Raw genomic sequence first — 26178 nt, forward strand, 5'->3', positions numbered from 1 at the left:
GTCTGACCGGCCTTCTTCATTTTTCAAACTCGGAACGCATAGTATGGCATGTGGCGAATTCGAACTTATCGCGCGTTATTTCGATCGTGTGACAAGCTCCCGTCGCGATGTGGAAAAGGGCATCGGCGACGACTGCGCATTACTGACGCTGTCTGAAAAACAGACCCTCGCTATCAGCACCGATACGCTGGTAGAAGGCGTTCACTTCCTGCGTGATATCCATCCTGCCGATCTGGGCTACAAAGCGCTGGCGGTTAACCTCAGCGATCTGGCTGCAATGGGCGCCGATCCGGCCTGGCTGACGCTGGCCTTAACCCTGCCATCCGTCAACGAAGCCTGGCTGAAGGACTTCAGCGACAGCCTGTTTGAGCTGCTCGACTACTACGATATGCAGCTGATTGGCGGTGACACCACGCGTGGGCCGCTGAGCCTGACGCTGGGCATTCATGGCCTGGTGCCGCAGGGCAGGGCGCTGAAACGTTCAGGTGCCCGTCCCGGCGACTGGATCTACGTCACCGGCACGCTGGGCGACAGTGCCGCAGGCTTAGCGCTGCTGCAACACCTCGTGAAGATTAACGATCCGGTGGCGCATGAAATGCTGATCAAACGCCATCTGCGTCCGATGCCGCGTATTTTGCAAGGACAGGCGCTGCGCGACCTGGCCAGTTCGGCGATCGATCTGTCCGATGGGCTGATTTCCGATCTGGGTCATATCCTGAAAGCCAGCGACTGCGGCGCCAGACTGAATCTGGAAGCCTTGCCGCTTTCTGAAGTGATGAAACTGCACTTCGAGCCAGAGCAGGCGATCCGCTGGGCGTTAAGCGGTGGCGAAGATTACGAACTGTGCTTCACCGTGCCGGAGATTAACCGTGGCGCGTTAGACGTGGCGCTGGGGCATTATGGCGTGCCGTTTACCTGTGTGGGTCAGATCGCCCCACAATCCGAAGGCTTGGTGCTGTTACAGGACGGCAAGCCCGTCGAAAAAGACCTGAAAGGATTTGACCATTTTGGCCGCGAATAAGGATGTGGCGAAAAGCCGCCTGAAAATGAGCAACCCCTGGCATCTGCTGGCCACCGGTTTTGGCAGCGGACTCAGCCCCTATGTCCCGGGCACCATGGGCTCGCTGGCTTCGATCCCGTTCTGGTATCTGATGACCTTTTTGCCGCAGGATATTTACTCGCTGGTGGTGATGTTCGGTATCTGTATCGGGGTCTATCTTTGCCACCGTACGGCGAAAGATATGGGCGTTCACGATCACGGCAGCATTGTCTGGGATGAGTTTATCGGCATGTGGATCACGCTGATGGCGATCCCGGTCAACAGCTGGCAGTGGGTGCTGGCGGGGTTTGTGATCTTCCGTATTCTGGATATGTGGAAGCCGTGGCCAATCCGGTGGTTCGATCGCAACGTGCACGGTGGCATGGGGATTATGGTCGACGATATCATCGCCGGCATTCTCTCCGCGGGCATTCTCTATTATGCCGGGCTGCATTTTACGTTCTGAACCGCGTGTTCTGAAGCGGCAGGATAAGAAAGGGCGACGTAACCGTCGCCCTTTTTCTTTACTCGAAGCCGACCACGTTATGCGGCTGGTAGGCACTTTCAAGCTGGATAATCTCTTCCAGCGTCAACTCAACGTCAACCGCCTGTACCAGGTCGGCGAGCTGTTCGGTTCTTGATGCGCCGATGATCGGGGCAGTGACCGCCGGCTTAGCCAGCATCCACGCCAGCGCGACCTGCGCGCGGCTGATGCCCTTATCTTCCGCAATCGCGGCCACCCGGGCGGCAATCGCGCCGTCGTTCTCTTCGGTTTTGTCATACAGCGTGCTGCCGAACTCATCAGAGACGGAACGCGCGGTGGTTTCGCCCCATGGACGCGTCAGGCGGCCTCGCGCCAGCGGACTCCACGGCAATATTCTCGGCCTGACACAGCGGATGCATTTCCCGCTCTTCTTCACGCTGGATCAGGTTGTACTGGTCCTGCATGCTGACAAAGCGTGTCCAGCCATGTAAATCTGCGGTGTACAGTGCTTTAGCGAACTGCCAGGCGAACATCGAGGATGCGCCGATGTAGCGAGCCTTGCCCGATTTCACCACGTCGTGCAAGGCTTCCAGCGTCTCCTCCAGCGGGGTGTTGTAATCCCAGCGGTGGATTTGCAGCAGGTCGACGTGATCCATCCCCAGCCGGCCAAGGCTGTCGTCAATGGATTGCATGATATTCGCGCGAGAAAGACCGCCCGAAAGGTTGCTCATCGGGAAGTAGACTTTGGTGGCGACCACGACCTCGTCGCGGCGGGCAAAATCTTTCAGCGCGCGGCCAACAATCTCTTCACTACTGCCATCGGAATAGCTGTTAGCGGTATCGAAGAAGTTGATGCCGGATTCCAGCGCTTGCTTGATCAGCGGGCGACTGCTCTCTTCAGGAAGTGTCCAGGCGTGGCGGCCTCGATCGGGTTGACCGAAGGTCATACAGCCCAGGCAAAGGCGGGAAACCGTCAGATCGGTTGTGCCCAGTGTGGTGGTTTTCATGCGAGCTCCTGCCAGTCGGTTGGCGGCGTTAAGCCGGTAAAGAACTGAATAAGCATAGCAGGAGAAAAGCTCCCCGGACGGGGAGCATTGTGCGGAATTACTGCGCGAGCCAGTCGGTGATTTGCTGCTCAATGCCTTCTGCATCAAGCAGATAGTCATGGCGGATCTCATCCTGGGTGCCCTGCGGGATAAACTCATCAGGCAGCCCGACGGTCAGAACCGGGACCAGCAGGCGCCTGGCCATCAGCAGTTCAATTACACCACTGCCTGCGCCACCTTTGATCGCGCCTTCCTCCAGCGTAATCAGCGCTTCATGGCTGGCAGCCAGCTCAATAATCAGCGCGTCATCCAGTGGTTTCACAAATCGCATATCGACCAGCGTGGCATTCAGCTTTTCAGCAACCGCTGCCGCTTCTGGCAACAGGGTGCCGAAATTGAGGATCGCCAGCTTCTCGCCTTCGCGTTTGACCAGGCCTTTACCCAGTTGCAGCGAGGCAAGCGGCTTCAGTTCTGCGCCGGTTCCGGTGCCGCGTGGATAACGTACCGCGCTTGGCCCCTGCGAATAGTGGTAGCCGGTGTACAGCATCTGACGGCATTCGTTTTCATCGCTTGGCGTCATGATCACCATATTCGGGATGCAGCGCAGGAACGAGATATCAAATGCGCCCTGATGGGTCTGTCCGTCAGCACCGACAATACCGCCACGGTCGATGGCGAACAGCACCGGCAGCTTCTGGATCGCCACGTCATGGATCAGCTGATCGTAGGCGCGTTGCAGGAAGGTGGAGTAAATCGCCACCACCGGCTTATAACCCCCGATCGCCAGACCGGCAGCAAAGGTCACCGCGTGCTGCTCAGCGATGGCCACATCGAAATACTGGCCAGGATAATCGCGTGAGAAGCTGACCATGCCAGACCCTTCACGCATGGCTGGCGTGACCGCCATCAGCTTGCTGTCATCGGCGGCGGTTTCGCTCAGCCACTGCCCGAAGACTTTAGAGTAGCTTGGCAGCCCTTCAGCCGCTTTTGGCAGCAGGCCGCTGGCAGGATCGAACTTAGGCACCGCATGCCAGGAGATCGGATCCTTTTCTGCCGGGGCGTAGCCTTTGCCCTTTTTAGTCATGATATGCAGGAACTGCGGGCCTTTCAGCTCGCGCATATTCTTCAGCGTTTGCACCAGTGCCAGCACGTCGTGACCGTCGACCGGGCCGATGTAGTTAAAGCCCAGCTCTTCAAACAGGGTGCCCGGCACGACCATCCCTTTCAGGTGCTCTTCCGTACGCTTCACCAACTCTTTGATTGGCGGCAGGCTGCCCAGCACTTTTTTGCCCCCTTCACGCAGGCGTGAATAGGTTTTGCCGGACAGGATTTGCGCCAGACGATTGTTCAGCGCGCCGACGTTTTCTGAAATCGACATTTCGTTGTCATTCAGCACCACCAGCATATCGGTTTTGATGTCGCCCGCATGGTTCATGGCTTCAAACGCCATCCCCGCCGTCAGCGCACCATCGCCAATCACGCATGCCGTGCGGCGGTTTTTGCCTTCTTTCTCTGCCGCGACAGCCATACCCAACCCGGCGCTGATCGACGTCGAGGAGTGCCCAACGTTCAGCACATCAAACTCGCTTTCATCGCGCCACGGGAACGGGTGCAGCCCATTTTTCTGGCGAATGGTGCCAATACGATCGCGTCGTCCGGTGAGGATTTTATGCGGGTAGGCCTGATGGCCGACATCCCACACCAGATGATCAAAAGGCGTGTTGTAAACGTAATGCAGCGCGACGGTCAGTTCCACCACGCCAAGACCAGAGGCAAAGTGGCCGCTGGAGCGGCTTACGCTGTCGAGTAAATACTGACGTAGCTCATCACAAAGTCTTGGCAGGCTCTCTTTGGGGAGCGATCGTAATTCTTGTACCGTGCTGGCCAACGCCAGCGTCGGATATTTTGCAGTATCAAAACTCATCAGAGACTCATTGTGGAAGTTATTTATTGCGTTCAATTATGTAACTTGCCAGCGCTTGTAATGACGTTGTAGTAAAAGAGTGCGCGGCAAGTGTTTCTAATGCGCTGAGTGACTCCTGATAGAGGTCCCACGCTTTGGCCCGTGCGCCGTCGAGTCCCATCAGGGCCGGGTAGGTACTTTTGCCTAAATGCTGATCGGCTCCCTGCCGTTTGCCGATAATGGCGGTATCACCCACCACATCTAAAATGTCGTCCTGCACCTGGAACGCCAGACCAATCGCATTGGCATAACGATCGAGTGCGGGCAGGGCAGCGCGCCCACGTTCTCCGGCGGCTAAAGCGCCCAGACGAACGGCGGAGCGAATTAACGCCCCGGTTTTATGGCGGTGAATTTGCTCCAGTGCGGCCAGATCAACCTGCTGGCCTTCGGCAGCCAGATCCAGCGCCTGTCCGCCGCACATCCCTGCCACGCCACTGGCCTGAGCCAGTTCTGAAAGCATCGCCACGCGGTATTCTGCGCTCACGCCTGGCATCGGTGTATCGGCCAGAATTGAAAAGGCCAGCGTTTGCAGAGCATCGCCGGCCAGGATCGCCGTATCCTCGCCAAACTTAATGTGGCAGGTCGGTTGGCCACGGCGCAAGCTGTCATCATCCATCGCCGGCAGATCGTCATGGATCAATGAATAGGCATGAATGCATTCAACGGCTGCCGCGGGCGCATCCAGCGCGGCATCGTCCGCGCCGAGCATTTCTCCGGTGGCGTACACCAGAAAAGGACGTAAACGTTTACCCCCCAATAATGCCCCATATTCCATGGCATTAACCAGCGGGGAATTCTGAAACGGCAGTGGCGCGATAAAACGCTGTAAAGCCTGATTCACACGCGTGTGGTGCGCGGTCAGTAAATCGCTAAAATCCATTACTCATTTTCCGGCGTGAAGGGCTGCAGGTCAGCGTCTTTATCGTCGCTCAACAGGATCTGCACGCGCTGTTCAGCGGCCTGCAGTTTTTGCTGGCCCGCACGTGCGAGCTGCACGCCGCGTTCAAATTCATTCAGCGCTTCTTCCAGCGGCAGGTCACCGCTTTCAAGACGGGATACAATCTGCTCCAGCTGCTGCAGAGAGGTTTCGAAGCTGGCTGGCTGTTCGGCTTTTTTAGGCATAATGGCGTTCTGCTCAGTCGTTTTTTTAGCGTGAAGCCGCCCATGGTAGCCGACTCGAAATGATTAGCAAAATAATGATGCTGCTAACGGATGAAGAAGCAGTGAGCGGACAGGTGTGATACACTCGAGTATTGAATGTAAAGGGCTACAAGCTGCTTTGCAATACCCTCATTTTACCAGCTAAGTGCGTCCCATTTCAGCACTTAATTGCTTAACGAACCCATGCCGCCATGAAGTTTATCATTAAGTTATTCCCCGAAATCACCATCAAAAGTCAGACCGTTCGCCTGCGTTTTATTAAAATCCTGACGACGAATATCCGTAACGTGCTGAAGGACAGCGATGAAACGCTGGCCGTGGTCCGTCACTGGGACCATATCGAAGTGCGTTCAAAGGACGATAGCAAGCGTTCCGTACTGGTTGAAGGGCTGCAGCGCATCCCCGGCATTCACCATATCCTCGACGTGGAAGATCGTGCTTATACCGATATGCACGACATCTTTGAGCAGACGCTGGAGCTGAACCGCGATCGTATTGAAGGGAAAACCTTTGCTGTCCGCGTGAAGCGCCGGGGCAAGCATGATTTCAGCTCGCAGGATGTGGAGCGTTACGTTGGCGGCGGGCTCAATCAGCACGTGGCCAGCGCCCAGGTGAAACTGAATCACCCGCAGGTGACGGTGAATCTGGAAATTGAAGACGATCGTATGCTGTTAGTGACCGGCCGTCATGAAGGCATCGGTGGCTTCCCGATCGGCACTCAGGAAGATGTCCTGTCGCTGATTTCCGGCGGCTTCGACTCCGGCGTATCCAGCTATATGCTGATGCGTCGCGGTTGCCGCGTGCATTACTGCTTCTTCAACCTTGGCGGCGCAGCGCACGAAATCGGCGTTCGTCAGGTGGCGCATTATCTGTGGAACCGTTTTGGTCGCTCGCACAAGGTGCGTTTTGTGGCGATCAACTTCGAGCCGGTGGTCGGTGAGATCCTCGAGAAAGTGGAAGACGGTCAGATGGGCGTAGTGCTGAAGCGCATGATGGTGCGTGCCGCATCTCAAATCGCCGAGCGTTATGACGTGCAGGCGCTGGTAACCGGTGAAGCGCTTGGCCAGGTGTCCAGCCAGACGCTGACCAACCTGCGCTTAATTGATAACGCCAGCGACACGCTGATCCTGCGCCCGCTGATTTCCCATGATAAAGAGCACATCATTAATCTGGCGCGTCATATCGGTACGGAAGATTTTGCCCGTACCATGCCGGAATACTGCGGTGTGATTTCCAAAAGCCCAACCGTCAAAGCGGTCAAGGCGAAGATCGAAGCGGAAGAGCAGAACTTCGATTTTGCTATTCTCGATCGGATGGTCGCAGAAGCCACCAACGTCGATATCCGTCGTATTGCGGAAGATACCGAGCAGGAAGTGGTTGAAGTCGAAACGGTGGTGTCATTCGGCCCGGAAGATATGGTGCTGGATATCCGTTCTGCCGATGAGCAGGACGATCGTCCGCTGGAGCTGGAAGGGGTGGAAGTGAAAGGCCTGCCGTTTTATAAGCTCAGTACCCAGTTCGGCAATCTGGACCAAAGCAAAACCTGGCTGCTTTACTGCGATCGCGGCGTAATGAGCCGTCTGCAGGCCCTTTACCTGCACGAGCAGGGCTTCAAAAATGTGAAGGTCTATCGTCCGTAGTGGGCAGTGGAGCTGACTTATCCCGTCAGCTCCACCCTTGCCAGCAGGCACTTTCCCCGCCTGCCGGCACCTCACGCTATTTCTTTGCGTCGATCCTATTCAATCCACTCGCGGTAATCATAAATTCCGGCAGCGACCACCAGCTGTTTCGCCACTTCATGGGCTTTATCCCGGCCCAAAATCAGGTCGATTAACTTCAGCGCGAAGTCGATAGAGGTGCCCGGTGCCTGGCTGGTCAGGAGATTGACGCGCGGATCCCACACCACCCGTTTATCCATCCACTTCTCATCCGGAATGGTCTCTCTCAGACCCGGAAAACCGGTCATATTGCCGATCGGGAACAGGTTATGGGGGATCAGCACCGTGCCGGCGGCGGCACAAATCGCGGCAACAATACGGCCTGAGAGATGGAACTGGCGCACCGTTTCAACCAGTAGCGGGCTGTCGCGGAAGGCTTCAGCACCTTTCAGGCCGCCGGGCAGCACGATGGCGGCAAAATCATTATCTGCCACCTCCACCAGCGGCGCATCGGCAATCAGCCTGACGCCGCGCGAGCAGCGGATTTCTCTGCTGCCGTCATCCGTCACGCTGGCAGTGGTCACGTTCAGCCCGGCGCGCACCAGCAGGTCGATAGTGGTGACCGCTTCCGTTTCTTCACTGCCAGGTGCCAGGCAAACCAGTACCGATGCGTTCTCGCTCATAATCTTGTTCCTTTCGCTTAATCAATTCATAAAGTCGGCTATTTTCAGGTGTTGCCAGGCCTTGTGCCCGCGCTCGTCGGATGACGTAGCCGGTAATGTAATCTATTTCTGTGCGACGTTCGGCGCGGATGTCCTGCAGCATGGAAGAGGTATTGGCGGCGGTGGAGTTGATCACGTCCAGCACATAGTCGAGCAGCCCTTCACGCGAGGTATGCTGGCCTTCGCGTTCCATCACCATCGCCACTTCATTGCACAGCGCCGAGACTTCATCCAGATGATTAAGCAGTTCACCATTGGTGCAGTCGTACTGCACGGTCAGCGGGTTAATCACGCAATTAACAGCGAGTTTTTGCCATGCGGCGGAGGCCACATTATTGTGCCAGGCCACATCCGGCAGCGCCTGCTGCAACACCTCTGCCAGATCGCTGAGTGCCGCCGCATCGGCAGAGGTTGGGCCGATGTGGGTGATGCCGGCCGCCACGTGGACGATCACCGTACCGTCGCGTTTCGCCGCATGCGTGGTGATACCTCGCAGTAGCGGCTGATGCAGGGCTTTCAGTTCATCCAGCGTCCCCATGCCGTTATGCAGCAGCAGGATCGGGCAGTCATCGCGCAGGATAAACTGCAAATTCTTCACCGCCTCGGAAACCTGCCAGGCTTTGAGGGTGACGAGCAGCAGGTCGCTTTCCGCGAGGAACTTTGGATCGTTGGCTATGCATGTCTTATTGATCGTCGTGCCATTCAGATCGATGACGTTGACGGAGCAGTAGGGCTGCGGCACCCGCAGCCAGCCCTGTACATCATGTCCCTGAGCGTCGAGGGCAGCTAACCAGATTTGCCCTAATGCACCGCATCCCAGTACGGTAATCTTCATACGTCCTCCCCGCGTGCGGGTTGCGTTAGTACCACCTTGCTGTCAGCCCATCATGGCGCCGCGCAGGTTTGTTATCCTTATTATAGCTTTCAACGCCGATGGTTTTTTTAACGGCGCTAAGTCGGTATTATGCATGTCACTTTAGGATCAGGAGAATACATCATGCCATCTTTCGATATCGTTTCAGAAATTGACATGCAGGAAGTCCGAAATGCGGTGGAAAATGCCAACCGCGAAATCTCAAGCCGTTTCGATTTTCGTAACGTGACCGCCAGCTATGAGCTGATTGAGAAAAACGAGTCTATCAAGGTGTTAAGCGAGTCTGACTTTCAGGTTAAACAGCTGATTGATATTCTGCGCGAAAGGCTGCTGAAGCGTGGCATTGAAGGCGCGGCGCTGGAGATCCCGGAAGAGATTGAGCACAGCGGTAAAACCTGGAGCGTGGAAGCCAAAATGAAAAAAGGCATTCCTGCGGATGTGGCGAAAAAGCTGGTTAAGCTGATCAAAGACAGCAAAATCAAAGTGCAGACGCAGATTCAGGGTGAAGAATTACGCGTGACGGGGAAATCTCGTGATGACCTGCAGGGCGCAATGGCGCTGGTGCGTGGTGGTGATTTGGGACAGCCTTTCCAGTTTAAAAACTTCCGCGACTAAGCGATCCCAGACAGCGGGGCTTTTCAGGGCCGCGCTGGCTGGTTATCTGCATCGATCAGGCCGCTTCGGCGACCAGCTTTTCGATCTCTGCGCGGTTGGTCACCTTGCTGTCGATCTTCACGTAAGCACTTTTCTCTTCCGGCACGATAAACACCGCGGCCACGCCCGGTTGCGCTTTAAGACGCTGCTCCAGCACGCTCTTGTCTAAGGTACTGTCATCCAACATGATGCGTAAGCTGCTGACATACGGCGGTTCCTTCATTGTACAGCTCACCAGTAGCCAGATCGCCGCCACCAGGCTGCCGACCACGAACACCGATTGCGCATCAAAATGACCGAATACCCAACCGCCCATGCTGCCGCCAATGGCCACGCCTAAAAACTGGCTGGTGGAATAGAGGCCCATTGCGGTGCCTTTATAACCCGGCGGTGACTCTTTACTGATCAGCGACGGTAAAATGGCTTCCATCAGGTTAAAGCCAATAAAGAACAGCTGCACACCGACCACCAGCGTCCAGAAATTACTTCCCGCACCCCACAGCACGATCTCTGCAATCAGCATCAGAGCAACACAGCTGACAAATACCCGCTTCATGCGACGCTTCACTTCCGCGTAAATGATAAACGGGATCACGCCGCAGAAGGCGACCAGCATGGTGACCAGATAGACTTTCCAGTGCTGCTCCGCAGGGAAACCTGCGCGCTCAAACTCACCCGGTAGGGCGACGAAGCTCGACATCAGCAGAATATGCAGGCACAGGATGCCAAAGTTCAGCTTCACCAGGCGCGGATTGGTCAGCACGGCTTTGAAGGTGCCTTTCACCATGCCCGATTCGCGATTCAGAATATGGTTCGGCGTCGACGGCACCACCCACAGGGTGATCACAATGCCTAAGGTCGCCAGACAGGCGATCATCCAGAACAGCGCATGCAGGCCAAGAGCATGGGTAATGATCGGGCCCAGCACCATCGCAATGGCAAAGGTCACGCCGAAGCTGATACCAATAAAGGCCATCGCTTTGGTACGGTTCTGTTCACGGGTTAAATCGGAAAGCAACGCCATCACCGCGGCGGCAATCGCACCGGAACCCTGCAACGCACGGCCCAGGATCACGCCCCAGATGGAAGTGGTGCTCGCGGCAATGACGCTGCCGAGAACGAAAATCAGGAGTCCACCGACGATTAACGGTTTGCGGCCAATACGGTCCGACAATAATCCGAAGGGGATTTGGAAAACGGCTTGCGCTAAACCGTAGATGCCAATGGCGAGTCCAATCAGTGCTTCACTTGCTCCCTGCAATGCCATGCCGTAAGTGGTCAGGACGGGCAAGACCATAAACATTCCCAACATACGCAGGGAAAATACCGTCCCCAAACCCCATGTCGCACGCAACTCGACTGGAGTCATTTTATTATCGTTCATTACTACCTCAGTTTATCTGGTCGACGTATTTTAGGCGGCGGGGGAGGGTGGGTAAAATAATACTTGTCGCGAAGTGGTAACAAAAAGAAAGGGCGCGATAATCGCGCCCTTTATGATGAGGTCTGTGTTACCTGACCATCGTCAGCAGGTCTTTCGAGGCCGGAGCCATGAAATCGACCGACATCATAACGCTCAGTGCGGTAATGGCGACGATAGAGAAGACAAACAGCTTACGGGCCCAAACGCGATCGTTCTGCGTTTTGTAACCTGAAAGCGCCATCCCCAACCACCACACGCTGACTGCCGCAGCAACCACCAGATATTTGTAGCCGGCATAACCGCCCAGCGTCAGCATCAGGGTGGCAACCATAAAGGCGATGATGTACATCGTAATATGGTTTTTTGCCACGGAGATGCCTTTTACCACCGGCAGAACCGGGATATTCGCTGCCTGGTAATCTTTAAAGCGGAAGATCGCAATCGCATAAGAATGCGGCATCTGCCACAGGCTAAAGATAGCCAGCAGGATCAAGGCACCCGCATCGAAATGGCTGGTGACGGCACAGTAGCCAATTACCGGCGGCGCAGCGCCAGAAAGACTACCAATCAACGTGCCGTACACAGAATTGCGCTTCATGTACAGGCTGTAAACGCCGACATAAACCACAAAGCCCATCACCGCCAGCCACATGGCCAGCGGGTTTGCTCCGAAATACAACAACGCGAATCCAGCAATACCCAGAACGGTTGCATAAACCAGAGAGACTGTCGGAGAAATGAGGCCTTTAACCAGCACTCGATTTCTGGTCCTCTCCATTTTTACGTCGATGTCACGGTCGATAAAGTTGTTATAAACACAACCTGATGCGACCACCAGCGAAACGCCGACTAAGGTGGAGAGAAACAGGGGATAGTCGATGCTGCCTTTCGAGGCCAGCAGGAACCCCCCAATCACAGAAATTAAATTTCCGAAAATAATTCCTGGTTTCGTTACTTGCAGGTATTGCTTAATCATCACGGGTAACTCGGTTAGTTGGCCATCATGTTGTAGTTGAGGTTCCACATGATCCACAGCGAGCCAACAACTACTATCAAGATGATAATTGCAGAGAACACAATTGCCACCAGGTTCCATCTTTCTTCAGAGGAAGTGTTTAAGTGCAGGAAGTAGACCAGATGCACCAGCACCTGGACAATCGCACACACAATCACCACACCCAGGATGGTCGCTTTTGAAGCGCCGCCGTCCATCACCATCCAGAAAGGGATTGCCGTCAGAATGATCGACAGAATAAAGCCGATCATATAAGACTTCACGCTACCGTGTGAGGCACCATGTTCGTTCGTAGAATGACTCATTACATGGCTCCCATCAGGTAGACAATGGTGAATACACAAATCCATACCACATCCAGGAAGTGCCAGAACAGGCTCAGACACAGGATACGGGTACGGTTAGTCGGCGTCAGACCACGTTTGGAGACTTGGTACATCAGTACCGCCATCCAGATCAGGCCAGAGGTTACGTGCAGACCGTGCGTCCCAACCAGCGTGAAGAACGCTGACAGGAAGCCACTGCGCTGCGGACCAAACCCTTCCATAATCAGGTGATGGAATTCATAGATTTCCATCGCGATGAAACCGGCACCGAACAGGAAAGTCAGCATCAGCCAGCTAATCACTGAGCCTTTGCTGCCTTTGTTCATGCTGATAACTGCAAAACCATAGGTAATGGAGCTCAACAGAAGCAGGGCGGTTTCACCGAGAACGAACGGCAGTTCGAAAATATCTTTACCAGCCGGGCCACCCGCGGTGCTGTTAACCATCACACCGAAGGTTGCAAACAGGGTGGCAAAGATGATGCAGTCGCTCATCAGGTAGATCCAGAAGCCAAAGACTTTATTGGCTCCTGCATCGTGATGCCCATGCTCCGCATGGGCGTCGTGGTGCTTAGTCAGAGTTTCAGTCGACATTTTTCAGACCTGCTTTGCTAATTTCGTCAAAGTGCTGATTCTCGATTTTTTCGATCTCGGCAACGGGAACGTAATAATCAACGTCTTCGTCAAAGCTCTTGATGATCCAGGTTAAGATCATACCGAGGAACGACAGACCTACCAGCCACCAGATGTGCCAGATAGCTGCGAAACCAAACACCAGGCTGAATGCACCGATCACCACACCAGCGCCGCTGTTCTTCGGCATGTGGATCTCTTCGTAGTGCGCAGGCTGTTTGTACGCTTCGCCTTTTTCCTTCATTTCCCAGAACGCATCGCGCTCGTGGATAACAGGCACTTCAGCAAAGTTGTAGAACGGTGGTGGTGAAGAGGTTGCCCACTCCAGCGTACGGCCGCCCCATGGATCGCCGGTCACATCACGCAGCTGCTCACGGTCACGTACCGAGACCCAGAACTGAGTGATTTGGCACAGCACACCACACGCGATCAGCGCAGCACCAAACGCTGCTACAACAAGCAGTGGGTGGAACTGTGGATCGATATCCTGGCTCAGGCGACGGGTCATCCCCATGAAGCCCAATACGTACAGCGGCATAAAGGCAACGAAGAAACCAATGATCCAGAACCAGAAGGCGCGGATGCCCCATTTTTCGTTCAGGCAGAAGCCGAACGCTTTAGGGAACCAGTAAGTCACACCTGCGAAGCAACCGAATACCACACCACCGATAATCACGTTATGGAAGTGAGCAATCAGGAACAGACTGTTGTGCAGCACGAAGTCAGCACCTGGCAACGCCAGCAGAACACCGGTCATACCACCGACAGAGAAGGTGACCAGGAAGCCTACGGTCCACAACATCGCAGAGTGCATCTGAATGCGGCCCTGGTACATGGTGAACAGCCAGTTGAAGATTTTAACGCCGGTAGGAATGGCGATAATCATCGTCATAATACCGAAGAAGGCGTTAACGTTCGCGCCCGCGCCCATGGTGAAGAAGTGGTGCAGCCACACGATGAAGGACAGGATGGTAATTACAATCGTTGCCCAAACCAGTGAGGTGTAACCAAACAGGCGCTTTTTAGAGAAGGTTGCTACCACTTCGGAGAACACACCGAAGACCGGCAGAACCAGAATATACACTTCCGGATGTCCCCAAACCCAAATCAGGTTTACGTACATCATCATGTTGCCGCCCATTTCATTGGTGAAGAAATGGAAGCCCAGATAACGATCCAGGGTCAGCAACGCCAGCGTCACGGTCAGAACCGGGAAGGAAGCGATAATCAGAACGTTAGTACACAGCGACGCCCAGGTGAAGACAGGCATCTTGAACATGGTCATGCCAGGTGCACGCATTTTCAGGATAGTAACGAAGAAGTTAATACCTGTTAATGTCGTACCGATCCCCGACAGCTGAAGACTCCATATCCAGTAGTCAACACCGACCCCCGGACTGTACTCAGCGCCGGAAAGCGGTGGATAAGCCAGCCAGCCGGTCTGAGCAAATTCGCCCACACCCAGTGACAGGTTAACCAGCACCACACCGACAGCCGTGAACCAGAAGCTCAGGTTGTTCAGGAACGGGAAGGCCACATCGCGCGCCCCGATCTGCAGAGGAACAGCAATGTTCATCAGACCGATAACAAATGGCATCGCTACGAAGAAGATCATGATCACGCCGTGAGCGGTGAAGATCTGGTCGTAGTGATGAGGCGGTAAGAATCCTGCCTCGCCGGCCGAAGCCAGTACCTGCTGGCTACGCATCATCACCGCATCGGCAAAACCGCGCAGCAGCATGACGAAGGCCACGATGATATACATGATACCGAGTTTTTTATGGTCGACAGACGTCAGCCACTCAGACCACAGGTATTGCCACTTACCGAAATAAGTGATTGCTCCAGCGACTGCCAGACCACCAAGAATGATGGCGGCGACCGTAATCACGATAATCGGTTCGTGATACGGTACTGCATCAAGGGTTAATTTTCCCAACATCGTATTATTCCTCGGCTCCCGCTTTAGGGGCTTCGTTCATGTCCATGCCTTCGTGTCCTGACATGTCCATTTTCCCGTGGCTCATCTTGAATTTGCCAATCACTTGCTTGAACAATTCAGGATTTGCGGTAGAGAAGAACTCAACCGGATGGTTTTCGCTTGGCGCTGCCAGTTTCTCGAAGTCATCCATGGTTGTCAGCGTATTGGATGAGTCTTTCACTTTTGCTACCCACTGATCGAATGACGCATTATCAGGAGTGGCAATCGCTTTGAACTTCATACCAGAGAAGCCGCGACCACTGAAGTTGGAGGAGATACCGTCAAACGTGCCTGGTTCATTCGCAATCAGATGCAGTTTAGTCTGCATGCCCGCCATAGCGTAAATCTGGCTACCGAGGGTAGGAATAAAGAAGGAGTTCATAACGGAGTTAGACGTGATCTTGAAGCTGACCGGCGTATTCGCAGGGAATGCGATTTGGTTAACTGTTGCAATACCCTGCTCCGGGTAAATGAACAGCCATTTCCAGTCCAATGCAACCACATCAATCTCAATCGGCTTCACATCGGAAACCAAAGGCTTGCTTGGATCAAGCGCGTGGGTAGATTTCCACGTCAGGATCGCAAGGAAGATAATGATCAAAATGGGAACAGTCCACACCACGGCTTCCACTTTATTAGAGTGTGACCAGTTAGGGCTGTATTTTGCATTGGTATTGGATGCCCGATATTTCCAGGCGAACACCACTGCCATCAAGACTGCGGGAATAACGACGATCATCATCAAGCCGAAGGCTGTCAGTATCAGCGAACGTTGCTCCAGTGCAACCTGTCCTTTGGGATTTAACAATGCACTATCACAGCCACTTAACAATAAAGTGCCTGCAATTAATGACAAAATCCCCAAACTTTTATTGTATTTCCTGAGTCTCATTTAACGACCTCAATGACAAGGGCTCTATTGTCGTTTAAGTGTGGCGGCATTTTACGGGAACGTTTCAGTACTGTAAACCAGCAACATCTTGTGTCAGCGCCGTGTTGACACCTTTTGCAAACACAGTCACAGATGTTGCCGAAGGTGACAAAATATGAATGCCAGCAAGGGTTTGCCTCTAATATAACAAAAACCAATGATAACCGCGTTTTTTAACAGGTCTCTGCTATAAACAGCGAAATTGCCACTCAATTATTTAACATACCCGCATCATTTGTGTGATTTAGTTTATACAATAATAATAACGTACCGGGTTTTAATAGTCTGTGGCAGAGAAATGTAAAGGTGAAAACCTTTTAGGAAATAACGGAAGGCGGGAAAATGTGACAATGCACTAATTGTTAAAAAAAGGCGGTTTTTCGAACGGTGCCGCCGTTTTTTCGCCCGCTAAAAAGGGCGCTATTGTTAAATGTTTGTGCCGGCCCGAAGCGTTATTTTTTTGCCTGAGCCAACATAACTTTACTTTTGCTGTGTAGCCGGGCGCTGAGCGACGAAGTCTAACAAACTGCCGGTGACAATGCCCAACAGCGCCAGAATGGCCCCTGATTCAAACAGAACGCTAATGATTGAGCCCGCATCCAGCAGGTTTGTTGCGCGTAATGCCAGCAAAATCAGTCCTGCCACTACCAACGCTGAACCCAACTTCAAGGCGCGTAATGCCCATTTATATCCGGAAGCGAAGCGGGTTCGCGGTAAAAATGACTGATGGGTTTGCGCATGTTCCAGCGTGGTTCGGCATCCGGCCAGCAATAGCAAACCGGGCAGAGCTGCCACCACTGAGAAGGCATAAAACGTCGGCCAGCCCCAGCTCTCAACAAACCATCCTGCCACCGGGCCAACATACACCCGGCCAACGGCGGACAACGCGGAGAGCAGGGCAAATTGCGTGGCGGAGAAAGACTTATTACACAACGTCATCAGCAGCGCCACAAAGGCGGCGGTGCCCATACCGCCACACAGATTCTCGACAAACACGGCCGCTGCCATGCTGTAAAGATGTTTGTCGGTGACGGCCAGAATCCAGTACGCCAGGTTTGATACCGCCTGCAGGATGCCAAACAGCATCAGCGCCCGGAACAGGCTCAGGCGCTGCATCAGTACGCCGCCGTAAAGCGCGCCAATTATCGTGGCGATCAACCCAAGGGTTTTATTCACCAGCCCCACGTCGCCGGCATCAAAGCCAACGCCACGGATCAGGAAAATGGTGGTCAGGCTGGCAGCAAACGCATCACCCAGCTTATAAAGGACAATAAGAGAGAGGATCAGCCAGGCATTGTTGCGGTTGAAGAAGTCGCGCAGCGGGGCAATGACCGCCTCTTCAAGGCTGTGGGGGCGGGCAACGGGATCGCTGGGCTCTTTCGCTAACAGCGTGGCGATTACCCCAGGCACCATCATCGCCGCCATCAGCCACCAGATCGCCTGCCATCCGAGATATCGGTCTGCAAGCCATAGCGCCAGTCCGCCTGACACCAACATCGCCAGACGATAACCAAGGACGCTGATCGCCGCACCGCTACCGCGTTCTTCGGCGGGCAGCACATCGGTCTTCCAGGCATCAAAGACAATATCCTGCGAGGCGGAACAGAAGGCAACCAACACCGCGAGCGCCGCCAGCAGGGTCAGATTGCGTGAGGGATCCATAAATCCCATCAGGGCAATCCCGACAATCAACAGGATCTGCGTCACCAGTAACCAGCCACGACGACGGCCTAAAAACGGCGGCGTGTAGCGGTCCATCAACGGAGACCAGAGGAATTTGAACACGTAGGCCTGCCCGACCAGAGAGAAGAAGCCTATCGTTTTGATATCGACGTTTTCGACGGCCATCCACGCTTGCAGCGTTCCCGATGTCAGCGCGAGCGGCAGACCGGAGGCAAAGCCAAGGAGCAGAAGAAGGGCGGCATTTCGTTGGGTAAAAATCTGGAGGTAATGGCTGGGCATACGAACCTTAAAACAAAGCCCGCCGGGATCCCGACGGGCACTGGCCAATTAACGGGCGTTTTGCTTGATAAACTCGTGGATGCTGGTGTCCTGAGCCATATCAGAAATCACGTCGCTCAGCGTGGAGTTAACCGCGTTAGTGATTTTAGCGTTGGTGGCTGAGAAGGCGCCTTCAACACTGTAGGTCTGGCGGTAGTTCTTCACTTGCTTGTTGCCGTTTTTCGCGGTGGCAACAATCGAAATATCGGCTTTCGTGGTGATGCTGTAGCGCACATTACCTTCGGTAACGTCGGCATACAGGTTATTCACGATGATCTGCAGGTCAACGGCGCCATTAGGACCGATCATGTAACCACGAGCACCCATCTGCTTCTCCAGCGTTTCCTGCAGCAGGAAGCGCAGATCGCGTGAAGGGGTCAGGGTAACCAGCTGTCCGTCGCGGTTAACTTTCGCCAGTGCCTGATCGCTACGCTGATCGGCGCCGTTGATGCTAACAGTGATGCCGGTCAGGCTGGGATCCTGCTGAGGCAGCTGAATTTTTGGCGAAACGGTGAGTGTGTTGCTGTTGCTTGCACAGCCAGCCAGAATTAACACGGCCAGCAGAGGGAATAATAATTTTTTTAACATGCTTATTTTCTCAATGACGAAGGTTGTAGTGCTGACAAAACTGCGGTCATCATAGCATTGCCTGTAACAAGGGGAAGCCCCGATAGCGCGTAAATTCATCGCCTTGCACTTTTAAGGCTGACGCCAGGCACGGGAACTTCGACCGTTTAATAACGGAGTGGTTGCAGCAGCAAAGATGAAAATGCACAGTAGCGGGCATTAAACGGCGGATATTTTTCGTGAACCCAGCAGGGTTTGGTAAAAAACCAGCTAATATTTAAAGAGATGGGGCCACCGTCTTAGAGGAGTCCAGGTATGATCCGCGAAGAAATAGAAGAAAAGTTAAGAACGGCGTTAGCGCCTGTTCATCTGGAAGTTCATGACGAAAGCTATCGTCATAACGTCCCAGCGGGTGCAGAGAGTCATTTTAAAGTGGTTATTGTGAGCGACCATTTTATCAACCAGCGCTTTTTAATGCGTCACCGTACTATTTATAGTGCGCTGGCAGCAGAACTGGCTGGAAGCGTTCACGCGCTGGCTCTACATACCTATACCGTTAAGGAGTGGGAGGGGTTACAGGACACCGTTCCATCCTCACCCAACTGTCGCGGAGCGGGAACGCTTGCCTGATAGTGCACTTTTCAACCAAGGCGGCCTGCGGGCCGCTTTGTCATTTCTGACGTTAAATCCCCAGCGCACCCCCGTTTTCTGCCATTTATGAGAGAAAAGCAACGAAGTTAGCGAAATGTCAGGGTTGAGCAGCCTCGACTCGCTTAAACGTTGTCGCTATAATGCTGCGTCTATTTTTTTCCGGAATATCTTCGGGACCCTTTTGGTACAGCGACTACGATTCTGACACCAGAGGCCATCCCGGTTCTTAGTCTCACTCTGTTTCTTGCGGAGCAGAGAGGGTCTGAAGTTGACCGAGCACGTGATTTTTTGAGGTAATAAGATGCAAGCTTCAGTAGAAACAACTCAGGGCCTGGGCCGTCGCGTTACGATTACCGTTGCTAAAGATGTGATCGAAAACGCGGTGAAAAGTGAGCTGGTCAGCGTATCTAAAAAGGTACGTATCGACGGTTTCCGCAAAGGGAAAGTGCCGATGACTGTCGTAGCACAGCGCTACGGTGCCTCTGTTCGCCAGGACGTTCTGGGCGAACTGATGCAGCGCAACTTCGTTGACGCCATCATCAAAGAGAAGATCAATCCGGCTGGCGCACCTAAATACGTGCCAGGCGAATACAAAGAAGGTGAAGACTTCACTTTCGCGGTTGAGTTTGAAGTGTACCCGGAAGTTGAGCTGAAAGGTCTGGACGCAATCGAAGTTGAAAAACCGGTTGTTGAAGTGACTGACGCTGACGTTGACACCATGCTGGACACGCTGCGCAAGCAGCAGGCCACCTGGAAAGAAACTGACCGCGCAGCAGAAGCTGAAGACCGTGCCACTGTAGACTTCAGCGGTTCAGTAGACGGCGAAGAGTTCGAAGGCGGCAAAGCGTCTGACTTCGTACTGGCAATGGGCCAGGGTCGCATGATCCCAGGCTTCGAAGAAGGCGTTGTTGGCCACAAAGCGGGCGAAACCTTCACTATCGACGTAAACTTCCCGGAAGATTACCACGCTGAAAACCTGAAAGGGAAAGCAGCGAAGTTTGAAATCGTCCTGAAGAAAGTGGAAGAGCGTGAGCTGCCAGAATTCACTGCTGAGTTCATCAAACGTTTCGGCGTTGAAGATGGTTCAGTAGACGGTCTGCGTGCTGAAGTGCGTAAAAACATGGAGCGCGAGCTGAAAGGCGCCGTGCGTAACCGTGTGAAGACTCAGGCTATCGACGGTCTGGTCAGCGCGAACGACATCGACGTGCCAGTTGCACTGATCGATGGCGAAATCGACGTGCTGCGTCGCCAGGCTGCACAGCGCTTTGGCGGTAACGAGAAGCAAGCTTTCGAGCTGCCTCGTGAACTGTTTGAAGAGCAGGCTAAACGCCGCGTAGTGGTTGGCTTGCTGCTGGGCGAAGTGATTCGTACCCACGAGCTGAAAGCTGATGAAGACCGTGTGAAAGAGCTGATCGAAGAGATGGCTTCTGCTTACGAAGATCCATCAGAAGTGGTTGAGTTCTACAGCAAGAATAACGAGCTGATGAACAACATGCGTAACGTTGCGTTGGAAGAACAGGCAGTGGAAGCTGTGCTGGAGAAAGCCAAAGTGACCGAGAAGGCCACTAACTTCCAGGAACTGATGAACCAGGCGCAACCAGCCTGATCCACTGATTCTGTAAGCTAAATAAAAGCCCGCAGTTATGATGACTGCGGGCTTTTTGCTTTTATCCGTTGCCCGGACGTGCCTTAGTGCGCTTATTCGCTCATTAAACCGGCAAAATATCAACTAAGCTGTTTTTCCTGGTTAGCAGTTGATAAAAACGTTGTTATGCTTGAATCAGCGGGGCAACATCCCCAAATAGACTATTATGGCGTACTGAGTCCTGTCTTGATTGTCCCCGGTCAGTGTGGGGAATGTAATGGAAACATAGTGTTCCGGATCGCTCTCAAGTAGAATCGGTACGGAGTGTTGCCAAATGAAATTTATCCAGGAGACGGTAATGTCATACAGTGGCGAACGTGAACAAACTGCACCTCATATGGCTTTAGTGCCGATGGTGGTCGAACAAACCTCTCGCGGAGAGCGTTCTTACGACATCTTTTCCCGCCTGCTCAAGGAACGTATTATTTTCCTGACCGGACAGGTTGAAGATCATATGGCGAACCTGATCGTCGCTCAGATGCTGTTTCTGGAAGCTGAGAACCCGGAAAAAGACATCCACCTTTATATCAACTCTCCTGGCGGTGTGATCACTGCAGGGATGTCGATCTACGACACCATGAAGTTCATCAAGCCAGACGTCAGCACCATTTGTATGGGCCAGGCCTGTTCAATGGGCGCGTTCCTGCTGACCGCAGGGACCAAAGGCAAGCGTTATGCGCTGCCTAACTCTCGCGTGATGATCCACCAGCCGCTGGGCGGATATCAGGGTCAGGCAACTGACATTGAAATCCACGCGCGCGAAATTCTGAAAGTGAAAGCGCGTATGAACGAGCTGATGGCAGAACATACGGGCAAAACTCTTGAAGAAATCGAGAGAGACACGGAACGTGACCGTTTCCTGTCAGCGAGCGAAGCTGTAGAGTATGGGTTGGTAGATTCCGTTCTGACGCATCGCACGTAAGCCTGATGCCCATCTGTCGTCTATAGTTATGGATGGGCTAGAGCAACGAATGAGGGTGCCGCAAGGCGGCATCATCGCCGCAACACAGTGCGGACGAAGATAACAGAAGAGGTTAACTGATGACTGAGAAGCGCAAAGACGGTTCAGGAAAGCTGCTGTACTGCTCTTTCTGCGGCAAAAGCCAGCATGAAGTGCGCAAGCTGATTGCCGGCCCGTCAGTGTATGTCTGCGATGAGTGTGTCGATCTATGCAATGACATCATTCGCGAAGAGATTAAAGAAGTTGCGCCGCATCGTGAACGTAGCGCACTGCCGACGCCGCATGAAATCCGCCATCACCTCGACGATTACGTTATCGGCCAGGAACGGGCGAAAAAAGTGTTGGCCGTAGCGGTCTATAACCACTACAAACGCCTGCGCAACGGTGACACCAGTAATGGCATTGAGCTTGGCAAAAGTAACATTTTGCTGATCGGGCCTACCGGTAGCGGTAAAACGCTGCTGGCGGAAACCCTGGCTCGCCTGCTGGATGTGCCGTTCACAATGGCGGATGCCACCACGCTGACCGAAGCCGGTTATGTTGGTGAAGACGTCGAAAACATCATTCAGAAACTGCTGCAGAAATGTGACTATGACGTGCAGAAAGCACAGCGCGGCATTGTTTACATCGATGAAATCGATAAGATTTCCCGTAAATCTGACAACCCTTCCATTACCCGTGATGTTTCGGGCGAGGGTGTTCAGCAGGCGCTGTTGAAGCTGATTGAAGGCACTGTGGCGGCGGTGCCACCTCAGGGCGGACGTAAGCATCCACAGCAAGAGTTCCTGCAGGTTGATACCTCCAAGATCCTGTTTATCTGTGGCGGTGCGTTCGCCGGGCTGGACAAGGTGATTTCTCAGCGCGTAGACACCGGTACGGGGATTGGCTTTGGTGCCACCGTGAAGGGCACGGCAGAGAAAGCCACTGAAGGTCAGCTGCTGGAGCAGGTCGAGCCAGAAGATTTGATCAAATTCGGTCTGATCCCAGAGTTCATCGGTCGTCTGCCAGTCGTGGCAACCCTGAGCGAGCTGAGTGAAGAAGCGCTGATTCAGATCCTGCGTGAGCCGAAAAACGCCCTGACCAAGCAGTATCAGGCGTTGTTTAATCTTGAAGGTGTGGACCTGGAATTCCGTGAAGAAGCGCTGACGGCGATCGCCAAAAAAGCCATGTCACGCAAAACCGGTGCCCGTGGCCTGCGTTCCATTGTGGAAGGCGCGCTGCTGAATACCATGTATGACCTCCCTTCAATGGACGATGTTGAAAAAGTGGTGATTGACGATTCAGTGATCGATGGCCAGTCTGAGCCAATGCTGATCTACGGAAAACAGGAAGCTCAACAAGCTTCTGGTGAATAAATAACCACATCTTTCCAGTCAGTTATCATAAAAAGGGGGAATTTATTCCCCCTTTTGCTTTTCTCTCGCGGATAACATTGAATGTCTTACATTCATCCCCATATACTCAACTACCTGTGGGTAAAACTGCACTTTAGTGGTCTGTTGCGGTTCCCATCACCCTGGCGGAAATTAAACTAAGAGAGAGCTCTATGAATCCTGAGCGTTCTGAACGCATTGAAATCCCTGTGTTGCCGTTGCGTGACGTAGTGGTTTATCCGCACATGGTAATTCCGTTGTTTGTCGGTCGTGAGAAATCGATTCGCTGCCTTGAAGCCGCCATGGATCATGATAAAAAAATCATGCTGGTCGCCCAGAAAGAAGCTTCAACGGATGAACCTGGCATTAACGATCTCTTTTCTGTAGGGACCGTCGCCTCTATTCTGCAAATGCTCAAGCTGCCAGACGGTACGGTTAAAGTGCTGGTAGAAGGCCTGCAGCGTGCGCATATCACAACGCTTGCGGATAATGGTGACCATTTCACCGCGCAGGCTGAATACCTGGCGTCCCCTGAAATCGATGAGCGCGAGCAGGAAGTGCTGGTGCGCACCGCAATTAATCAGTTTGAAGGCTATATCAAACTGAATAAAAAAATCCCTCCTGAAGTGCTGACCTCGTTGAACAGCATTGAAGATGCTGCACGTCTGGCTGATACCGTTGCGGCACATATGCCGTTGAAACTGGCCGACAAACAGTCCGTGCTTGAGATGTCAGACGTCAATGAGCGTCTGGAGTATCTGATGGCGATGATGGAGTCAGAGATCGATCTGCTCCAGGTGGAAAAACGTATCCGCAATCGCGTCAAAAAGCAGATGGAAAAAAGCCAGCGCGAGTACTATCTGAACGAGCAGATGAAGGCTATTCAGAAAGAACTGGGCGAAATGGACGATGCGCCTGACGAAAATGAAGCGCTGAAACGCAAAATCGACGCGGCAAAAATGCCGAAAGAAGCGCGTGATAAAACCGAAGCCGAACTGCAGAAGCTGAAAATGATGTCTCCGATGTCAGCGGAAGCGACCGTGGTACGCGGTTATATCGACTGGATGGTTCAGGTGCCGTGGAATGCCCGTAGCAAGGTCAAAAAAGACCTGGTGAAGGCGCAGGAAACGCTGGATACCGACCACTTCGGTCTGGAACGCGTGAAAGATCGCATCCTGGAATATTTGGCAGTACAGAGCCGCGTCAGCAAAATTAAAGGGCCAATCCTCTGTCTGGTTGGGCCTCCGGGTGTGGGTAAAACCTCACTGGGCCAGTCTATCGCCAAGGCGACGGGCCGTAAGTATGTTCGTATGGCGCTGGGCGGCGTGCGTGATGAAGCGGAAATTCGCGGTCACCGTCGTACCTATATTGGTTCTATGCCGGGCAAATTAATCCAGAAAATGGCCAAAGTGGGCGTTAAAAACCCGCTGTTCCTGCTGGATGAAATCGACAAAATGTCCTCGGACATGCGCGGCGACCCGGCTTCAGCGCTGCTTGAAGTGCTGGATCCGGAACAGAACATTGCCTTTAACGACCATTACCTGGAAGTGGATTACGATCTCTCCGACGTGATGTTCGTGGCAACGTCCAACTCGATGAACATTCCTGCGCCGCTGCTGGACCGTATGGAAGTTATTCGTCTGTCGGGTTACACCGAAGACGAGAAGCTGAATATTGCTAAGCAGCATTTGCTGTCCAAGCAGATCGAGCGTAACGCCCTGAAAGACAGTGAAATCACCGTCGATGACAGCGCCATCGTCAGCATCATTCGTTACTACACGCGTGAAGCGGGTGTGCGTAGCCTTGAGCGCGAGCTGTCCAAACTGTGCCGTAAAGCGGTGAAGACCTTGCTGATGGACAAAACCATCAAGCATATTCTGATCAATGCTGACAACCTGAAAGACTACCTCGGCGTTCAACGTTATGACTACGGTCGTGCGGACAACGAAAACCGCGTCGGTCAGGTAACCGGTCTGGCGTGGACGGAAGTGGGTGGCGATCTGCTGACCATCGAAACGGCTTGCGTACCGGGTAAAGGTAAACTGACCTATACCGGTTCACTGGGCGAAGTGATGCAGGAATCTATCCAGGCGGCGTTGACCGTGGTGCGTGCCCGCGCTGAGAAGCTGGGTATCAACGGTGACTTCTACGAGAAGCGTGATATTCACGTTCACGTCCCGGAAGGCGCGACGCCGAAAGATGGTCCAAGTGCGGGTATAGCAATGTGTACCGCGCTGGTGTCCTGTCTGACCGGTAACCCGGTGCGTGCCAATGTGGCGATGACCGGTGAGATCACTCTGCGTGGTCAGGTTCTGCCAATTGGTGGACTGAAAGAGAAACTGCTGGCTGCACACCGTGGTGGTATCAAAACGGTGTTGATCCCGGATGAAAACAAGCGCGATCTGGAAGAGATCCCGGACAACGTTATCGCCGATCTGGACATCCATCCGGTGAAGCGCATCGAAGAAGTCCTGACACTTGCGCTGGTCAATGCCCCTTATGGCATGCAGGTTGCGACCGCAAAATAGTGATTTAAGGCAAAAACAGGCCAAAAGCCGGGCTGGCAAGCAAATTGGGACTTGCCAGCTTTTTTTTGTGCCGCTAATTTAGAGAGCTGCTAGGCCAATGACGGCTGTTGCCGTTTTCGGCATGACAGGAATACTGAATCCAAATAATTGATGCGCGTTCGTCGCGGGTGGGAAGCCCGACTGCGAAGTGAATAATAAAAGAGGGGATTATTGAGTGAATAAGTCACAGTTGATCGACAAAATTGCTGCAAGCGCCGACATTTCTAAAGCGGCAGCGGGACGTGTTTTAGATGCTTTCATGGGCTCAGTGTCAGATTCACTGAAAGAAGGCGATGAAGTTGCACTGGTAGGCTTCGGCACGTTCTCCGTGCGTGAGCGCTCAGAGCGTACCGGCCGTAACCCACAGACCGGTAAAGAAATCACCATCCCAGCGGGTAAAGTACCAGGCTTCCGTGCCGGTAAAGCGCTGAAAGACGCCGTTAACTAATGGCGGTATGTTTCCACTGAGGCAATTTCTTCGGTGGAGAGTGAGGATTGTGTTCG

23 protein-coding genes and 1 pseudogene are annotated in these 26178 nt (G+C 53.5%); 10 read left to right on the forward strand and 14 right to left on the reverse strand.

All coding sequences use genetic code 11. From position 1 onward, the window contains the following. Positions 1–43 precede the first annotated feature (43 nt). Together thiL and pgpA are read left to right on the forward strand one after the other, a co-directional pair. On the forward strand, positions 44–1021 hold the full coding sequence (gene thiL, locus EBC_RS06625; RefSeq protein WP_013201020.1) for a thiamine-phosphate kinase: 978 nt from the start codon (positions 44–46) through the stop codon (positions 1019–1021). Then, the gene (gene pgpA / locus EBC_RS06630) at positions 999–1505 is read left to right on the forward strand and encodes a phosphatidylglycerophosphatase A (protein ID WP_041691923.1); all 507 of its coding nucleotides are present in this window, start codon (positions 999–1001) and stop codon (positions 1503–1505) included. Before thiL ends, pgpA begins: the two co-directional genes overlap by 23 nt. A 58-nt stretch (positions 1506–1563) precedes the next feature. Here pgpA and EBC_RS06635 read toward each other — a convergent pair. From EBC_RS06635 to xseB, 4 genes and pseudogenes are all read right to left on the reverse strand, one after another. After that, positions 1564–2530: pseudogene (locus EBC_RS06635) on the reverse strand (aldo/keto reductase). Positions 2531–2627: 97 nt separating this feature from the next. After that, positions 2628–4493 (reverse strand): 1-deoxy-D-xylulose-5-phosphate synthase, encoded by a 1866-nt coding sequence (gene dxs / locus EBC_RS06640; protein ID WP_013201022.1) that lies wholly within the window; start codon positions 4491–4493, stop codon positions 2628–2630. Positions 4494–4512: 19 nt separating this feature from the next. Then, entirely contained in the window at positions 4513–5412 is a 900-nt protein-coding gene (ispA, locus tag EBC_RS06645) for a (2E,6E)-farnesyl diphosphate synthase (RefSeq protein WP_013201023.1), read from the reverse strand. Then, on the reverse strand, positions 5412–5654 hold the full coding sequence (gene xseB, locus EBC_RS06650; protein ID WP_013201024.1) for an exodeoxyribonuclease VII small subunit: 243 nt from the start codon (positions 5652–5654) through the stop codon (positions 5412–5414). The genes ispA and xseB overlap by 1 nt, the downstream gene beginning before the upstream one ends. Positions 5655–5884: 230 nt before the next feature. Between xseB and thiI the strand changes: the two genes are divergently transcribed. Further along, complete coding sequence (gene thiI, locus EBC_RS06655; RefSeq protein WP_013201025.1) at positions 5885–7333, forward strand: tRNA uracil 4-sulfurtransferase ThiI; 1449 nt, start codon at positions 5885–5887, stop codon at positions 7331–7333. A gap of 95 nt (positions 7334–7428) precedes the next feature. On the opposite strand, the gene yajL is transcribed toward thiI, so the two are convergent. Then, positions 7429–8034 (reverse strand): protein deglycase YajL, encoded by a 606-nt coding sequence (gene yajL, locus EBC_RS06660; RefSeq protein ID WP_041691924.1) that lies wholly within the window; start codon positions 8032–8034, stop codon positions 7429–7431. Then, positions 7988–8908, reverse strand: coding sequence for a 2-dehydropantoate 2-reductase (gene panE, locus EBC_RS06665; protein WP_013201027.1), 921 nt, complete (start codon positions 8906–8908; stop codon positions 7988–7990). The genes yajL and panE overlap by 47 nt, the downstream gene beginning before the upstream one ends. Before the next feature lie 162 nt (positions 8909–9070). Here panE and EBC_RS06670 point away from each other — a divergent pair, with 162 nt between their 5' ends. After that, positions 9071–9562: a YajQ family cyclic di-GMP-binding protein gene (locus EBC_RS06670; RefSeq protein ID WP_013201028.1), complete on the forward strand. Its 492-nt coding sequence runs from the start codon at positions 9071–9073 to the stop codon at positions 9560–9562. 55 nt (positions 9563–9617) lie between these two features. Here EBC_RS06670 and EBC_RS06675 read toward each other — a convergent pair whose 3' ends face one another. The 8 genes from EBC_RS06675 to EBC_RS06710 form a co-directional block, all read right to left on the reverse strand. Further along, positions 9618–10985: an MFS transporter gene (locus tag EBC_RS06675; RefSeq protein WP_013201029.1), complete on the reverse strand. Its 1368-nt coding sequence runs from the start codon at positions 10983–10985 to the stop codon at positions 9618–9620. 127 nt (positions 10986–11112) lie between these two features. Beyond that, positions 11113–12000 (reverse strand): heme o synthase, encoded by an 888-nt coding sequence (gene cyoE, locus EBC_RS06680; RefSeq protein ID WP_013201030.1) that lies wholly within the window; start codon positions 11998–12000, stop codon positions 11113–11115. Between the two features lie 14 nt (positions 12001–12014). Beyond that, on the reverse strand, positions 12015–12344 hold the full coding sequence (locus EBC_RS06685; protein ID WP_013201031.1) for a cytochrome o ubiquinol oxidase subunit IV: 330 nt from the start codon (positions 12342–12344) through the stop codon (positions 12015–12017). Then, positions 12344–12958 (reverse strand): cytochrome o ubiquinol oxidase subunit III, encoded by a 615-nt coding sequence (locus tag EBC_RS06690; protein ID WP_013201032.1) that lies wholly within the window; start codon positions 12956–12958, stop codon positions 12344–12346. The genes EBC_RS06685 and EBC_RS06690 overlap by 1 nt, the downstream gene beginning before the upstream one ends. Then, positions 12948–14939, reverse strand: coding sequence for a cytochrome o ubiquinol oxidase subunit I (cyoB, locus tag EBC_RS06695; protein ID WP_013201033.1), 1992 nt, complete (start codon positions 14937–14939; stop codon positions 12948–12950). The genes EBC_RS06690 and cyoB overlap by 11 nt, the downstream gene beginning before the upstream one ends. Before the next feature lie 4 nt (positions 14940–14943). Beyond that, positions 14944–15870, reverse strand: a complete 927-nt coding sequence (gene cyoA, locus EBC_RS06700; RefSeq protein ID WP_013201034.1) for a cytochrome o ubiquinol oxidase subunit II — start codon at positions 15868–15870, stop codon at positions 14944–14946. Positions 15871–16389: 519 nt separating this feature from the next. Beyond that, complete coding sequence (ampG, locus tag EBC_RS06705) at positions 16390–17871, reverse strand: muropeptide MFS transporter AmpG (RefSeq protein WP_013201035.1); 1482 nt, start codon at positions 17869–17871, stop codon at positions 16390–16392. Between the two features lie 48 nt (positions 17872–17919). Continuing rightward, positions 17920–18498 (reverse strand): lipoprotein, encoded by a 579-nt coding sequence (locus EBC_RS06710; protein ID WP_013201036.1) that lies wholly within the window; start codon positions 18496–18498, stop codon positions 17920–17922. Between the two features lie 294 nt (positions 18499–18792). Between EBC_RS06710 and bolA the strand changes: the two genes are divergently transcribed. The 6 genes from bolA to hupB all read left to right on the forward strand — a co-directional run bounded on the left by bolA (position 18793) and on the right by hupB (position 26122). After that, the gene (gene bolA / locus EBC_RS06715; RefSeq protein WP_013201037.1) at positions 18793–19107 is read left to right on the forward strand and encodes a transcriptional regulator BolA; all 315 of its coding nucleotides are present in this window, start codon (positions 18793–18795) and stop codon (positions 19105–19107) included. Positions 19108–19429: 322 nt separating this feature from the next. Further along, positions 19430–20734: a trigger factor gene (gene tig / locus EBC_RS06720; RefSeq protein WP_013201038.1), complete on the forward strand. Its 1305-nt coding sequence runs from the start codon at positions 19430–19432 to the stop codon at positions 20732–20734. A gap of 337 nt (positions 20735–21071) precedes the next feature. After that, positions 21072–21695 (forward strand): ATP-dependent Clp endopeptidase proteolytic subunit ClpP, encoded by a 624-nt coding sequence (gene clpP / locus EBC_RS06725; RefSeq protein WP_041691925.1) that lies wholly within the window; start codon positions 21072–21074, stop codon positions 21693–21695. A gap of 119 nt (positions 21696–21814) precedes the next feature. Then, entirely contained in the window at positions 21815–23089 is a 1275-nt protein-coding gene (gene clpX, locus EBC_RS06730) for an ATP-dependent protease ATP-binding subunit ClpX (protein WP_013201040.1), read from the forward strand. 191 nt (positions 23090–23280) lie between these two features. Further along, positions 23281–25635 carry an endopeptidase La gene (gene lon / locus EBC_RS06735; protein WP_013201041.1) on the forward strand — a complete coding sequence of 785 codons (2355 nt, stop codon included), beginning with the start codon at positions 23281–23283 and terminating at the stop codon, positions 25633–25635. 214 nt (positions 25636–25849) lie between these two features. Further along, a complete protein-coding gene (hupB, locus tag EBC_RS06740; RefSeq protein ID WP_013201042.1) occupies positions 25850–26122 on the forward strand; it encodes a nucleoid-associated protein HU-beta in 273 nt (90 codons plus the stop codon). Positions 26123–26178 lie beyond the last annotated feature (56 nt).

Source organism: Erwinia billingiae Eb661, from assembly GCF_000196615.1.
Lineage (GTDB): Bacteria > Pseudomonadota > Gammaproteobacteria > Enterobacterales > Enterobacteriaceae > Erwinia > Erwinia billingiae.